The following is a 13,874-nucleotide window of genomic DNA, read 5'->3' on the forward strand; positions in this document are numbered from 1 at the left end:
AAAGGGATATCAGTTAATCAGTTTCCATTCGCCGTTCTGGACTTCCAGAATGCGGAAGGAATCTGCATCAAGGCCGTTGTGGTCATCCGGAGCCATATTGAACTCACCGGTAACCCCGACATAACCCTTGATGTTTTCCAGTGCATCGCGCACGGCTGCAGGGTCGGTGGAGCCAGCTTCTTCAATGGCACGAACCGCCAGCATCAGGCCGTCGTAGGCGTAGGCACCGAAGGTTGAAACCTTGGAATCCCAGCGCGCCTCATACTCGGCCTTGTAGTTCTGAACTACTTCTTTCTGGGGGTCATCTTCCGGCAGTGAGTCCGGAACCAGCAGCGGTGACGCTGGCAGGCGAAGACCTTCAGCCGAAGAGCCGGCCAGTTCAAGGAAGCTGTCAGAAGCTACACCGTGGGACTGATAGAACGGAAGCTCCATTCCCAACTGGGCATAGTTGCGGGTGACAATGGCAGGGCCCTGACCGAAACCGAAGTTAAGAACCGCTTCAACACCCTTCGTGTTACGGATATTGGTCAGTTGGGCGGTCATGTCTGTATCAGATCCGCTGTAGGTGACATCGGCCACGACTTCCATGCCCATCTCCTCGGCTACTTCCAGAGTCTGGGTGCGACCGGAGCTTCCGAAGCCACCTGTGCCTGAGATAAGGCCAAACTTGGTGATACCGCGATCCTTCATGTCGGTCAGAATCCGCTCTGCCGCCATGCGATCGGTTTGGGGAGTCTTGAATACCCATTTCTTGACCGGATTGGTAATAACAACAGCACCAGCCAGGGAGATAAACGGAACCTGTGCCTGCTCAATCAGTGGCACCGCTGCCATGGTGGCACCGGTGGTGCTGCCACCAACGATGATATCCACCTGGTCCGAGCGGATCAGACGGCTGGCGAAGTTACGGGCAGACGAGGCATTGCCAACGTCGTCGTAATGGACCAGCTCCAACGGGCGACCCAGGACACCACCTTCTTCATTGATTTTTTCAACGTACATCTCGAGCGTTTTCAGCTCGGGATCACCGAGGAAAGATGCCGGACCTGTAACAGACAGGAACGACCCGATTTTGATTGGTTCAGCTGCCTGGGCACTCATCATCATGAGACCGGCCGCAGCGACTGCTGCGCATTTTCCTGCGCGACGCATCATTGTTCTAAGCATTGTTTTTGTTCTCCCGAATTGTGCAGGGGCTTGAGTGGGTTTTTGTTTCTTCGCTCCCGGTATAATTCGATACCATTGACGAATATCAAACGAAGTTATTGTATCATAACTTCCATGTCAACTGATTTCACGGGGTCCGGGCATGGCCTCTTAAGTAAAGCCGACACTGACCCAACGCGCCAGCACGGCAATGCGAAAGACAAACCTTTACCTGACACGTAAGACCCGCATAATACGTGCAACGTGTTTCATTGATTCTTATTTGCGAACCCAGGCCATGACTGCAAAAAACCAGCTCGAACTGCTCGTCAAAAACTTCCAGAAGAAGCGGCCGCTTCGCGCCGGCTCTCTCATCATCACCATCTACGGCGACGCCATCGTTCCCCGCGGCGGCAATGTCTGGCTTGGCAGCCTGATGAAGCTGGTAGAACCCATGGGCATCAGCCAGCGGCTGGTTCGAACGTCGGTTTATCGCCTGGTTCAGGAATCCTGGCTGCAGACCGAAAAGGTAGGGCGCTGCAGTTATTACAGCCTCACCGGCCCCGGACTGCGCCGTTTCGAGCAGGCCTTCCAGCACGTTTACAACCTCGATACCGAGGAATGGAGCGGCAGCTGGTGCCTTGTGTATCTGAACCAGCTGACTCCGGAACTTCGCCAGAAAGTCCGGGAAGAACTGAAGTGGCTCAGCTTTGGCAGCATGGCGCCGGGCCTGATGGAACACCCCCGATTTACCCGCAGCGAATTGATTCCCATGCTGCAGGAATGGGGCGCTCTTGAAGACACCATCGTGATGCAGACCATGCCCATGGAGCAGAAAAGCCCCAAGGCACTTCGCCTGCAGGTTCGCGAAAGCTGGAACCTGGAGGAACTGGGAGGTCGCTACCGGCGCTTCCTGAAACAGTTCCGCCCGTTGTGGCGGGAGCTGCAGTCAGAAGACACACTCAGTCCAGAGGAATGCCTGCTTCTCAGGATCCTGCTGATCCACGAGTACCGCAAAATTCTGCTTCGTGATCCCCTGTTGCCCGATGAACTGTTACCAGGTGACTGGGAAGGTCGCAGCGCCAAGCAGCTTTGCCGAAACCTGTACCGGAAGATCTACGTGCGGGCCGAGCAGTGGCTGGACGAGACTCTGGAAAATGCCTCGGGTCCTCTGCCAGGGCCAGGTGAGAAGTTTTACAAACGCTTCGGGGGACTGCGGGATACCGCCGTTAAGAGCGACCTGGCCGCTGAGCCGGAAGCCTTCGAGGCGAGTATTCAGCTGGCCGACGACTGACTTTCAGTCGGGCGATGAAGCCAGCTGCTTACGGGTCTTCAAGCGCCCCTGCCGCCGGATCTGGGCATTGCCATAACGGCGTTTCTGCTCTGCAGTCTCAGGAATCACCTCCGGCACATCCACCGGTTTGTCGCGCTCGTCCAGAGCCACAAACGTAAAGAACGCCGAGAGAATGTGACGGGTGTCGCCGGTGTAACTGTTCTCGGCTTCGACCCTGGCACCGATCTCCATCGACGATCCCCAGCTTCGATTCAGAGCCAGGCTGAACAACAGAGTATCGTTTCCCTTGGCCGGCGCCCTGAAATGAATGGAATCCACCGCCGCCGTCACGCAGACATGGGCTGAGTGGCGCTCAGCCACAACCAGCGCCAGACGGTCACACTTAGCCATGATCATTCCACCGAACACGGTGTTATGGGAGTTCATGTCGTTCGGGAAAACCTTGTAGACATGCTTCTCGATGGCAGAGGCAGCCACGGGTTTCGATGGTTTGCCAGACATGGGATCCTTTCCTTTCGTATTTGAGTTCCAATTACCTGATCGGCCAGTCATCCGGCGGTGACAGCTTCTCCCTGGCGTTGCTGCGCCCGCCGCGCCAGGTGCAACACCACCACACCAAGGGCCATTACAATCAGGGTAAGCCAGAGGCCATTGGTATAATTACCCTCCACATCGGCCAGGTAACCTACCACCGCGGGGGCCAGCATCTGGGCTATGCCATAGCTGAAAGTCAGCCGGCTCATGGGCCGGGACGGATTCTCGGGGAACACGCGCCCCACCATCGCCAGCATCATACTGACAATACCAATGAAGCTGGCACCATAAATTACCGCGCTGAGCATCACGCTGACCATGCTGGTGTTAACGATCAGCATCAGGATGCTCACGGAATTGAGCACGTAGGCCAGATACAGCGCCAGCCACTGCCCCCACCGGCGCGAAAACACATCCCAGAGCCAGCAGGCCGGTGTCGCGGCAAGACCGGCGATGAGCCAGATCAGCCAACCGTGGCCGCTGAGCTGCGGCATGGATTCGGCGATGGCCACCAGGAACGTAGCCGTAACCACATAGCCCACGCCGGCGCAGAAATAGGCCAGCTGAAGAATACGAATGAAGCGGCTCCGCTCATCCCCGGCACCTTCACCCCCGGTGCGAGGCAAAGCGCAGGCCCGGTAATCCGGCATCCAGCGCCAGGCGGGCACCAGCAGCACCAGGGCCACGACCCCATAGATCACCCATTGCTGATCCCAGGTAAAGGCATCCTTGATCAGCTCAGCCACCACGGCGGTCAGGACAATCCCGAGGCCGATGCCGGAAAAGAAAACGCCCAGCTCGGACTTCTGATTATTCTTGATCAGCCAGCTCATCAGCAGCCCGGCACCCAGCAGCATGCCCGCAGACGTGCTCAGCCCGGAGACGAAGCGCAACACGAACCACACCCAGACATTGGTGGTGTACCCCATGAGAACCGTCGAAATCACCGCAACCACGAGCCCAAGCTGGTACAGCCTTACCTTGAGATCTAGATCGCTGATTCGGGTGATAAGCAGCGCACCGGTGAGGTAGCCGGCGTAATTCACGGTTGCCAGCATGCCCACCACGGATTTGCTCAGCCCCAGCGCCGCGACCATTTCTGGAATCATCGGCGTGTAGGAGAACCGGGCAATGCCCACCATGACCACAACCGAGATCACGCTGGCCACCAGCACTTTTAATGTTTCTATCGGTTTCACGGGGTTTCCTTACTTCGCACTTATTATGGAACGGCTTGCGATCAGGCGCGGCCCAGGAACCTGCGCTCCTCCACATTAATCCGGATTCGGTCACCGGTGGAAATATGCTCCGGCACCTGCACCACCAGACCTGTGGTCAGCTTCGCCGGTTTGGTTCTGGCGGTTGCAGACCCACCCTTGACGGAAGGATCCGTTTCTTCGATTTCGAGATCCACGGTCGGCGGAAGGTCCAGAGCCACCGGCGCATCGCTGACGAGAATCACCATCAGGCCCTGGGTGTCTTCACTGATAAACAGAAGTTCCTCGGCGATGGCGTCTCGATTCAGGCTGTATTGGGTGAAATCCTCGCTGTCCATGAATACGAACTCATCGCCGTCCGAGTAGGAAAACGTGGCCGGCCTGCGCACCAGGTCCGCCATATTGAGCATGTCCGAGTCTTTGAATGTCTCGTCAAGCTTGCTTCCGGTGACCACGTCGTACATCCGCATCCGGTAAAGGCTGCCGCCCGCCCGGCCCTGCGGAACCGAGCGCTCGATGTCTTTCACAAAATAGGCGCGGCCCTCGTATTCAACCGCAGAATTCTTCTTGATCTCACTGGCTTTTGGCATGTTCGGTATTTCCAGAATATTGGGAATGTAACTTTACGTCCGCTGATATACCACGAAGTCCGGCGACTTGCGATATCGAACGGGCTGTTTTGGCAGTGCCTGTCAGCGTAGCTTATGATCCTCTTATCCTGTCGGCAATGCGGTGACCCCATGAACATTCGAACACTGGAAACCTTTATCTGGATTGCCAGGCTTGGCAGCTTCCGGGCGGCCGCAAGCCGGGTTTATGCCTCGCAGCCCTCCGTCTCGGCGCGAATTGCCGGCCTGGAGGACCAGCTCGGTGTTGAACTATTCGATCGCTCGGCCAGGAAAATCACGCTCACTGCCAAGGGTCGGGAGTTTCTGATTTACGCCGAAAAAATGCTGAGCCTGCATGGCGAGATGTTGCAGGCGGTAGCGAAACCTTCATCGATTCAGGGCACCATCCGCCTGGCGGTGTCGGAAACCATTGCCCATACCTGGTTGCCACAGCTCATTGAAAGGGTCAGTGAAGCCTATCCTGCGATCAATCTGGAGCTGGATGTCGACATCTCCGTCAATATTGCCGAGAAACTGGTCAACCACGAAATCGATATCGCGTTTCTGATGGGAGGCGTGAATCAGCCCGGAATCATCAATCGGGATCTCTGCCGCTACTCCCTGATCTGGGTGGCCAGCCCCAAGCTCAACCTTCCCAAGCAGGCAATGTCGCTGGAGGAACTGTCCACCTGGCCCATTGTGACCTACCCGAGAAAGAGTGAACCTTACATGGCCATCCGCTCCCTGGTGGACCCGATGAACCATTCCACGCGAATCCACTCCAGTTCTTCGCTGTCCACGATCATCCGCATGACCGTCGATGGCCTGGGCGTCAGCGCACTACCCCGGGAAATTCTCCAGCATGAGCTCAGTGCCGGTACACTGCGCCGCTTTGAGGTTAAGGCCGACGTTCCGGACCTGGCCTTCAGTGCTGCTTATCGGGCTGGCCCCGGCGGAAATGTGGTGCAGGCCATCGCGGAACTGGCCTTGTCCACTGCCGAAAAGCGGGCGCCCACGCCAAAAAACGCCCCTGCACAGCCCTACAACACTCACTGATCAGGTTTTTCGATCACAACTGATCCCATCTTTCGAATTGTATTAATCGCCAGCTCTGCCTTAAATGTAAAAATCATACAATTTTGAGGCAGCACCATGGCAGCGACCCACACCCTGAATCCGCAATCCACGCCCAAAGCGGTGCGAAAGGCCGCCCGGGAAGGTCTGCTCACCGGCCCGACATCCGGCCTCGCCAGTGGTTACGTCCAGGTCAATCTGGTCATCCTGCCCGAAGCCGAGGCCGCCGGTTTTCTGCGCTTTTGCCAAGCGAATCCGAAACCCTGCCCGCTTCTGGCGGTCAGTGAACCCGGTACCCGCACCTGCGATGCCATAGCCACCGACCTCGACATTGCCCGGGATGTGCCGGGCTACCGCATCTATCGCAACGGCGTTGCCAGCGAAACGGTTGCCGATGTGGCAGATGAATGGCGGGATGACCTGGTGACCTTTGCCCTTGGCTGTTCCTTTACATTCGAGCATGCCCTGATCCAGGCCGGCCTGCGGGTCCGCCATATTGACCAGGACCGGAACGTGCCGATGTACCAGACCTCGGTACCGCTGACGCCCGCCGGAGGCTTTAAAGGCAACCTGGTGGTCTCCATGCGGCCATTCTCGGCGGCGGACGCCATCCGGGCCATCCAGATCACCACGCGTTACCCCCAGGTGCACGGCGCACCGGTACATCTGGGTAATCCGGGACTCATCGGCATTTCGGAACTGTATTCGCCGGATTACGGCGACTCGGTCTCCGTAGCCGAAGACGAGATCCCGGTGTTCTGGGCCTGCGGTGTTACGCCCCAGCAGGTCCTTATCGATTCCGGTGTTTCGTTTGCTATCACCCACAGCCCGGGCCACATGCTGGTTACGGATATTCCTGACAGCACCCTGGCCCTGTTTTAAACAAACCCAGCACGACCACAGAAAACTGAGGAAACAACCATGATGACAAAAAAACCCCTCGCCATTGCCACCGTCGTTGCCATGTCCATGGCGGGCGCCAGCGCCCAGGCCCAGGACATCGACAGCACCAGCCTTTCCTACGTCGGTAGCTGGAGCAGCCTGTCGCTGTACCAGAATTTTGAAAAGCCCTTCTGGGCCGATCACATTCCCGACGCTTCCGATGGCCAGATTTCCACCGATGTGACCACCTTTGATCAGATGGGCCTGGGCGGTGGTGAAGTCTATCGCCTGATGGCCCGCGACGTCATTGAGGTGACCTCAACGGTTGCCGACTACGCCGTGGCCGACGCACCGGAACTGGAAGGCCTGGACATGCCCATGATCGCGCCCGATGTGGAAACCGCCCGCAAGGTTGCCGAAGCCTATCGCCCGGTGCTCGCGGATGCCTTTGCCCAGCGTTTTGATGGTGCGCAGCTTCTGGCCGTCGTGCCCTACCCCTCACAAATGGTGTTCTGCAATACGCCGATTGAAGGTCTGTCAGACCTACAGGACAAGAAGATCCGTGCCAGTGGCCGAACCACTGCGGAATTCCTTCAGGCCATCGGGGCCGAAGGCATCACCCTGAACTTCAGCGAAGTGCCCGGAGCTCTTCAGCGGGGCGTAATTGACTGCGCTGTCACCGGTTCGCTGTCTGGCTACAGCTCCGGCTGGCATGAAGTGTCGACCCACCTGTACCCCCTTCCCGTGGGTGGCTGGGACCACGTAGTGACCGCCATGAACGGCAAGAAGTGGGATTCGCTCTCGGAATCCACTCAGGAATGGCTGACCAGCGAGATCAAGACCAACTATGAAACACCGGTCTGGGACGCCGCCGTGGAAGAGACCAAAGAAGGCATCGCCTGCCTCACGGGCGAAGGCACCTGCACCCGGGGCGAACCCGGCGACATGGTGCTTGTGCAAGCCACCGACGGGGACTTCACCAACGCCTCCCAGGCCCTCGAAGAAACCGTTCTGCCCAATTGGGCCGGCCGCGTCGACCAGGAGTGGGTTGACCGCTGGAACGAGACCGTGGGCGCCGTTACCGGCCTGAAAGCCTCCAAGTAACCGCAGTATCCGTCATAGGCGACCGGGGCAGAGCCTCTGCCCCGGTCGCCCTGGAGAACACTATGTTGCAACAGGCCAACTCCATTCTCGATCGGCTGCTGGAAGGGGCCCAGATCGGATCGCTCTGGCTGGCACGGGCCGGCGGCGCGCTGATTCTGCTGACTGTGGTGATTGTCACCATAGAGGTGATCACCCGGCAACTCATGGGCCGCTCCGCCGTACACGCCACCGAAATCACGGGCTACATCATGGCGGTCAGCACCAGTTGGTGCTTTGCCTATACCCTGCTATGCAAGGCCCACATCCGGATTGATGCCCTGTACCTGAATTTCCCGACACGGGTGCGTGCTGCACTCGACTTGCTGGCCCTGTTGGCCATGACGCTGTTCTGCGTGCTGGTCGTCGGGGCAGTGTTTGATGTCGCCTATGCTTCTTTCGACGACGGTGCCACCGCCAACACCCCGCTCGGCACCCCCCTGTGGATACCTCAGACGCTATGGCTGGCAGGCCTCACCTGGTTCAGTTTCGTCGTCTGCCTGCTGACCCTGCGGGTAATTTTTGCAATGTTTCAGGGTGATATTGATGGCATCCAGGCCCTGGCCGGAAGCCCCACGCTGGATGAGCAAATCGAGCACGAAAACCGGGAAGCACAGTCATGATTCTGACCGCATTGATCATTCTTCTGGCTTTACTGGTGCTGAGCGTACCCGTTGCCGCCACCCTCATTGTTCTGGCCCTGATGCTGGATGAGTTCTTCTCGCCCTTCCCCCTGTTCCGGGCCATGGGCGATGTCCTCTGGACCGCTTCCGACAGTTTTCTGCTGATTGCCATTCCGCTATTCATTCTGCTTGGCGAAATCCTGGTCAGAACCGGCATCGCGAAGGGCACCTACCGTTCCCTGGAAAGCTGGCTGTCCTGGCTGCCCGGCGGTCTGCTGCACGCCAACATTGGAACTGCCACCCTGTTCTCTGCCACCTCCGGCTCCAGCGTGGCCACGGCGGCCACCATTGGAACTGTTGCCATCCCTCAGGGCAAGGAGATGAAATACGATCCGAGGCTGTTCACCGGATCTATTGCCGCCGGTGGCACCCTGGGCATCATGATCCCGCCGTCCATTAACCTGATTGTGTACGGCTTCCTGACCGAAACCTCCATTCCGCAGCTGTTTGCCGCAGGCCTTCTGCCGGGGTTGCTGCTGGCCACCCTGTTCATTGTGGGCACCGCGCTAATCTGTATCTGGAAGCCCTCACTTGGCGGGCCGAGCGTCAGCCACAGTTGGGGGGAACGGATTTCGGGGCTTCGGAACCTGATACCGGTCCTGGTGCTGTTCGGCATAGTGGTCGGTTCTATCTACACCGGTATGGCAACACCCACCGAGGCTGCGTCACTGGGGGTGCTGGGCGCCATGGTGATTGCCCTGTCCATGGGCAAGCTGTCCACGAAGGTGATTATCCAGGCCCTGGACGGAACGATGAAAACCACCGGCATGATCATGCTAATCATCATGGCCTCCTACTTCCTGAATTTCGTGCTTGCGTCTGCCGGCGTTACCCGTGAGCTTACCGGCTTTCTGGAGTCCGCCGGCCTGGGCCCCTATTCCACCCTGATGCTGGCGATTCTGATCTATATCGTGCTCGGTTTCTTTATTGAAACCCTGTCTTTGATGGTTATCACCATTCCCATCGTCGCGCCTATCATCATCGGTATGGGCTTTGATCCGGTCTGGCTGGGCATCCTGCTGATCCTGCTGATCGAGATGGCATTGATTACCCCGCCGGTCGGGCTCAACCTCTACGTTGTCCAGGGCGTTCGCAAGGGCGGGCCGTTCAGCGATGTGATGGTCGGGGCCATGCCCTATGTCGCCATGATGCTTGTGATGGCCGTCATCCTGATTCTGTTCCCATCCGTGGCACTGTTCCTGCCCGGCCTGATGAACTGATCCTCTTACAACCAACCTTTATCGGAGCCAACCATGATCACTTTTCGACTTGCCGACACCGAAGACACTCTGGACATCGACGTTCAGGAACTCATCATCGCTGGCTGGGCGGGACGTGAGCAGGCCGGTATCGATGAGCATATTGAGGAGCTGAAGGCGATTGGCGTCACGCCACCCTCGAGCACACCGCTGTTCTACCGTGTTGCTGCCAACCAGTTCACCACAGCTCCTGAGATTCAGGTGCTCGGTGATCAATCCAGTGGCGAAGCCGAGGTGGTACTGATTGGCACACCCGACGGCACGCTGGTTGGCATCGGCTCGGACCACACCGACCGCGAAGCGGAAGCCTGGTCCGTGGCCCATTCCAAACAGGTGTGCGCCAAGCCGGTTAGCCAGCAAGTCTGGTGGCTCAAGGACGTTATCGAGCACTGGGACCAGCTCCAGATAACCTCCTACGCCACCATTGACGGCGATGAAGTGCGCTATCAGGAAGGGCCGGTTACCGGCCTGCTTCACCCAGCTGAACTGCTGCGTCGCTTTGGCCAGGACCAACCGACACTGGCACCCGGCCAGGCCATGTTGTGCGGCACGCTGCCGGTGATCGGAGGCGTGCGGCCCGCCCAGGCCTTCCGGATGGTCCTGACCGACCCCGTAACCGGCCGGAGCTTGCAGCACCAGTATGACATCCGGACACTGCCGGTGATCTCATGAAGTCGCTTTCAGCCTCCCACGAACCAACACTCAAGGCCCTGCTTGAGAGCATGCGTGATGGCCTGTGGCAGTCTACCGATCTGCTTGATGCCTGCTTCTCCAGCATCGACAGCAAAGACAATCCTGCTGCCCAGGTATACACCAAACGTTTTGACCGTGCGGCCCGCGCTGAAGCAGCCGCAGCAGACCGGCTAAAGGCCGGCGGCGTGCCGGCGGGCGAGCTTTCGGGATTGCCCATCGCACTCAAAGCAATATTTGACGTCGCCGGCGAAGTAACCCATTCGGGTTCCCGGGGGTGGCAGGCAGCCGCCGGTCAGGACGCTCTCGTCGTGTCCCGGTTGCGCCGGGCCGGGGCTGTGATTACCGGCCACACCAACATGACCGAGTTTGCCTACTCCGGCCTGGGCCTGAACCCCCACTACGGCACCCCGGACAACCCTCTGGCGCCCGGGCGCATCCCGGGAGGCTCATCCTCCGGCGCTGCCGTCGCGGTAGCCCAGGGCATGGCAGCGGCCGCCATTGGCACCGACACCGGCGGGTCGGTCCGGATTCCGGCAGCCTTCTGCGGCCTGGTGGGCTTCAAGCCCTCACAGCAGCGTATTCCCCGCGACGGCACCTTTCCACTCTCCGACAGCCTGGATTCAATTGGCCCGATTGCTCGCAGTGTCGACTGCTGCGCGCGCCTGGATGCCGTCCTGTCCGGAAGCCATTTTCAACCGCGGGCACCCACTGCGTTGAAGGGCCGGCGCTATGTTGTGCCGTCTGACTACATGCTGGACGGTATGGATGAAACCATTGCCCGGGCGTTTTCCCGCAGCCTGAAGACGCTTCGTGATGCCGGCGCCAGCATCATTGAAGCCCCGGCGCCGGTGCTCCTGACATTGTCTGAACTCATGGAGGGTGGCGGGTTCACCGCTGCCGAAAGTTACTTCGTACACCGACAGTCACTGGTTGACCACGGTGACCAGTATGACCCACGTGTCCGCAGCCGGATTGAGCGGGGTGCCGCCCTCTCGGCTGCTGATTATCTCGAACTCCTGCGCCGGAGGCGGGAACGCAAGAAGCAGGCAGACGAGTGGCTGCGTGACTACGATGGCCTGCTGTCACCAACCGTTCCAGTGGTGCCACCACAGATGGAGGAACTGACGTCCGATGAGCAATACGCCCGCCTCAACCTGCTGATCCTGCGCAACCCCACCGTCGCCAATCTGTTGGATCTTTGCGCCATCACGCTTCCAAACCACGGCCCTGACGAGCTGCCTGGCGGCTTGATGCTGATTGGCAGAAATGGTTCGGATGAAGCGCTGCTAAGGCAGGCACAGGCCATCGAGGCGGTGTTGTAACTGCGATGGTGACCGTGCTGCTCACCAAACTTATAGCCACCGCCCTTGTGGTGATTGTGGTATCGGTGTCAGTTGGCAAACTGGGACCAAGGCTGGGCGGCATCATCGCCGGAACCCCGATTGTGCTTGGTCCGGGTTACTTTTTCATGCTTCAGGACTGGCCGGTGGAATTCATTCGGTCTGCGGCTCTTGCCACGCTGCAGGCCCTGATCGCCACGCTGCTTTTCAGTATCAGTTTTGTGCTCTCCGCCGAGCGGTTCGGCGCCCTGCCAAGTCTTGGCCTCGCTACCCTGCTTTGGATTCCAGCGGCTTATCTTTTTTCCACCATGCCCGGAGGCCTCATCGTTGCCGTGCTGGTTTATGGCGGGGTCTTGCTGCTTGCAGGAATCATCAACCGCGCCCTGAATCTGAAACTGCCCCACGTGGTGGCAACCTCAGGATGGTTTGACCTGATACTTCGGGGAGTTCTCGCCGGCATTCTGGTCAGCGTCGCCACCACCCTGGCGGCCAACACCGGCCCTCTGCTGTCCGGCCTGTTGGTGGGCTTTCCCGTCGGCCTGTTCACCATCGGCTGGACGCTCCACGATCGCTATGGCCCGGATGCGGCACGAGCCACCGTTGCCGCCGCACAGCAGGGCATGCTCAGCCTGGTCGCCTTTGCTGTCGTGACCGCCATGGTGGTGGGTCACGCACCGCCAATGGTGACGTTTGTCCTGGCCCTGCTGTCCTCAATGGCCGTCAGCGCTACCCTGTTCATGATCAGCCAATGGAGAGTCCGGCGAGCCTATGGCCACCTCCTCGAGGCCTCAACGAATAATAGAGGAGACCACTCCAATGAATGAGCCCAAAGCATCGATTACGGATTCCCGCTCCGGAGGTGAAAATGCCCGCCGCATCCTGAAGCGGGATCCCAACCCTCACCTGTTCCGACCAGTGACTTTTCGGTCAGTGACCGCGCGCAATCGGATCATGTTGTCACCCATGTGCCAGTATTCCGGCCAGGAGGGGCTCTCCAACGACTGGCACTTCGTGCACCTCGGAGCCCGGGCAGCCGGTGGTGCCGGCTGGGTGTTTACCGAAGCGGTACACACGGAGCCCCGCGGGCGAATCACCCCCCACTGCCTGGGGCTCTGGAACGACGAGCAGCGGGACCGGCTGGCCCGCATTGCCGGATTTGTCGAAGCCCAGGGCGCGGTACCCGGCATCCAACTGGGCCATGCTGGCCGAAAAGCCTCCGTGGGCCGTCCCTGGGAAGGCTCGCACCCCCTGCGGGTAGACGAAGGTGGCTGGGACGATCAGGTGTCCGCCTCGGCCCTGCCCTATGCCAGTGGCTGGCACACCCCCATGGCCATGACCCAGGACCAGATTGACGACGCCCTGCAGGCCCTGAAATCCGCTGTGCGCAGAGCCCGGGAGGCCGGCTTCAAGGCCCTGGAGCTTCATGGCGCGCACGGCTATCTGATTCACCAGTTCCTGTCTCCGCTCAGTAACCAACGCACGGACGCTTACGGTGGAAGCTTCGAAAACCGCATCCGCTTCCTTCAGGAATCCATTCAGGTGGTCCGGGAAGCCTGGCCACATGACCTGCCACTGTTCGTGCGGCTGTCATGCACCGACTGGGTTGAGGGCGGCTGGACTCTGGACGATACAGTACGCCTGGCAACGTTGCTGCAATTTCAGGGGGATGTAGACCTGATAGACTGTTCGTCCGGGGGCAACGACCCGAGACAGCAAATCCCGATTCATCCCGGGTACCAGATTCCCCTGTCTCAGGAGGTGCGCTCCAGGGCGGGCATTGCCACCGGGGCGGTTGGCCTGATCCACAGCCCGGACCTGGCCGAATCCGTTATCGCCAATGGTCAGGCGGATCTGGTAGTCCTCGGTCGTGCCCTGCTGTCCGATCCGGCCTGGCCTCTGCGGGCAGCTGCCACTCTGAGGGCCGAAAACGTTGAATGGCCAAAACAGTATGAACGTTCAAATATTTTCTGAGTTATCACGAACACGTCTTGCAGAGACAACGAG

The 13,874-nt window shown here is 59.3% G+C and carries 14 protein-coding genes; 10 read left to right on the forward strand and 4 right to left on the reverse strand.

Features of this window, described 5'->3' with window-relative positions; genetic code table 11:
• Window positions 1–9: 9 nt before the first annotated feature.
• Window positions 10–1,167 (reverse strand): ABC transporter substrate-binding protein, encoded by a 1,158-nt coding sequence (locus CLH62_RS05540; RefSeq protein WP_099617119.1) that lies wholly within the window; start codon window positions 1,165–1,167, stop codon window positions 10–12.
• A 277-nt stretch (window positions 1,168–1,444) separates the two neighbouring features.
• Here CLH62_RS05540 and paaX point away from each other — a divergent pair, with 277 nt between their 5' ends.
• Window positions 1,445–2,440 carry a phenylacetic acid degradation operon negative regulatory protein PaaX gene (gene paaX, locus CLH62_RS05545; protein ID WP_099617633.1) on the forward strand — a complete coding sequence of 332 codons (996 nt, stop codon included), beginning with the start codon at window positions 1,445–1,447 and terminating at the stop codon, window positions 2,438–2,440.
• 3 nt (window positions 2,441–2,443) lie between these two features.
• On the opposite strand, the gene CLH62_RS05550 is transcribed toward paaX, so the two are convergent.
• Genes CLH62_RS05550 through efpL form a run of 3 tightly spaced genes read right to left on the reverse strand, consistent with a single transcriptional unit; the run spans window position 2,444 to window position 4,781 of the window.
• Window positions 2,444–2,941, reverse strand: coding sequence for an acyl-CoA thioesterase (locus CLH62_RS05550; RefSeq protein ID WP_099617120.1), 498 nt, complete (start codon window positions 2,939–2,941; stop codon window positions 2,444–2,446).
• 47 nt (window positions 2,942–2,988) lie between these two features.
• Window positions 2,989–4,173, reverse strand: a complete 1,185-nt coding sequence (locus tag CLH62_RS05555) for a YbfB/YjiJ family MFS transporter (protein ID WP_099617121.1) — start codon at window positions 4,171–4,173, stop codon at window positions 2,989–2,991.
• A 41-nt stretch (window positions 4,174–4,214) separates the two neighbouring features.
• Window positions 4,215–4,781: an elongation factor P-like protein EfpL gene (gene efpL, locus CLH62_RS05560; RefSeq protein WP_099617122.1), complete on the reverse strand. Its 567-nt coding sequence runs from the start codon at window positions 4,779–4,781 to the stop codon at window positions 4,215–4,217.
• Between the two features lie 150 nt (window positions 4,782–4,931).
• Between efpL and CLH62_RS05565 the strand changes: the two genes are divergently transcribed.
• The 9 genes from CLH62_RS05565 (at window position 4,932) to CLH62_RS05605 (ending at window position 13,841) form a co-directional block, all read left to right on the forward strand.
• Entirely contained in the window at window positions 4,932–5,855 is a 924-nt protein-coding gene (locus CLH62_RS05565) for a LysR family transcriptional regulator (RefSeq protein WP_099617123.1), read from the forward strand.
• 96 nt (window positions 5,856–5,951) lie between these two features.
• Complete coding sequence (locus CLH62_RS05570) at window positions 5,952–6,755, forward strand: putative hydro-lyase (protein ID WP_099617124.1); 804 nt, start codon at window positions 5,952–5,954, stop codon at window positions 6,753–6,755.
• A gap of 39 nt (window positions 6,756–6,794) precedes the next feature.
• Window positions 6,795–7,859 carry a TRAP transporter substrate-binding protein gene (locus tag CLH62_RS05575; RefSeq protein WP_099617125.1) on the forward strand — a complete coding sequence of 355 codons (1,065 nt, stop codon included), beginning with the start codon at window positions 6,795–6,797 and terminating at the stop codon, window positions 7,857–7,859.
• Between the two features lie 62 nt (window positions 7,860–7,921).
• A complete protein-coding gene (locus tag CLH62_RS05580; RefSeq protein WP_099617126.1) occupies window positions 7,922–8,518 on the forward strand; it encodes a TRAP transporter small permease subunit in 597 nt (198 codons plus the stop codon).
• Entirely contained in the window at window positions 8,515–9,798 is a 1,284-nt protein-coding gene (locus CLH62_RS05585) for a TRAP transporter large permease (RefSeq protein WP_099617127.1), read from the forward strand. Before CLH62_RS05580 ends, CLH62_RS05585 begins: the two co-directional genes overlap by 4 nt.
• 33 nt (window positions 9,799–9,831) lie before the next feature.
• Window positions 9,832–10,509: a DUF2848 domain-containing protein gene (locus CLH62_RS05590; RefSeq protein ID WP_099617128.1), complete on the forward strand. Its 678-nt coding sequence runs from the start codon at window positions 9,832–9,834 to the stop codon at window positions 10,507–10,509.
• Entirely contained in the window at window positions 10,506–11,852 is a 1,347-nt protein-coding gene (locus CLH62_RS05595) for an amidase (protein ID WP_099617129.1), read from the forward strand. Before CLH62_RS05590 ends, CLH62_RS05595 begins: the two co-directional genes overlap by 4 nt.
• 5 nt (window positions 11,853–11,857) lie before the next feature.
• A complete protein-coding gene (locus CLH62_RS05600; protein ID WP_099617130.1) occupies window positions 11,858–12,694 on the forward strand; it encodes a hypothetical protein in 837 nt (278 codons plus the stop codon).
• Window positions 12,687–13,841: an NADH:flavin oxidoreductase/NADH oxidase gene (locus CLH62_RS05605; RefSeq protein WP_099617131.1), complete on the forward strand. Its 1,155-nt coding sequence runs from the start codon at window positions 12,687–12,689 to the stop codon at window positions 13,839–13,841. The genes CLH62_RS05600 and CLH62_RS05605 overlap by 8 nt, the downstream gene beginning before the upstream one ends.
• The last annotated feature ends 33 nt before the right edge of the window (window positions 13,842–13,874 follow it).

This window comes from Marinobacter guineae, assembly GCF_002744735.1.
Classification (GTDB): Bacteria; Pseudomonadota; Gammaproteobacteria; order Pseudomonadales; family Oleiphilaceae; genus Marinobacter; species Marinobacter guineae.